This window comes from Bacillus sp. 2D03 (assembly GCF_003946765.1).
GTDB lineage: Bacteria > Bacillota > Bacilli > Bacillales > Bacillaceae_G > Bacillus_A > Bacillus_A cereus.
This window is the reverse complement of the sequence record NZ_RPSJ01000050.1, coordinates 1-272: the sequence shown is the minus strand read 5'-3', so window position 1 is coordinate 272 and position 272 is coordinate 1. Positions and strand designations below refer to the sequence as shown.

The following is a 272-nucleotide window of genomic DNA, read 5'->3' as shown; positions in this document are numbered from 1 at the left end:
GAAGTCGGTGGGGTAACCTTTTTGGAGCCAGCCGCCTAAGGTGGGACAGATGATTGGGGTGAAGTCGTAACAAGGTAGCCGTATCGGAAGGTGCGGCTGGATCACCTCCTTTCTATGGAGAATTGATGAACGCTGTTCATCAATAAAGTTTCCGTGTTTCGTTTTGTTCAGTTTTGAGAGAACTATCTCTCATATATAAATGTATGTTCTTTGAAAACTAGATAACAGTGTAGCTCATATTTTTTAATTTTTAGTTTGGTTAAGTTAGAAAG

Annotated in this window: 1 rRNA gene; it reads left to right on the top strand. The window is 40.1% G+C overall.

The features are described 5' to 3' along the window. Window positions 1-112: ribosomal RNA gene (locus tag EBQ15_RS30965) — 16S ribosomal RNA — on the top strand; the annotation flags it as partial. Between the last annotated feature and the right edge of the window lie 160 nt (window positions 113-272).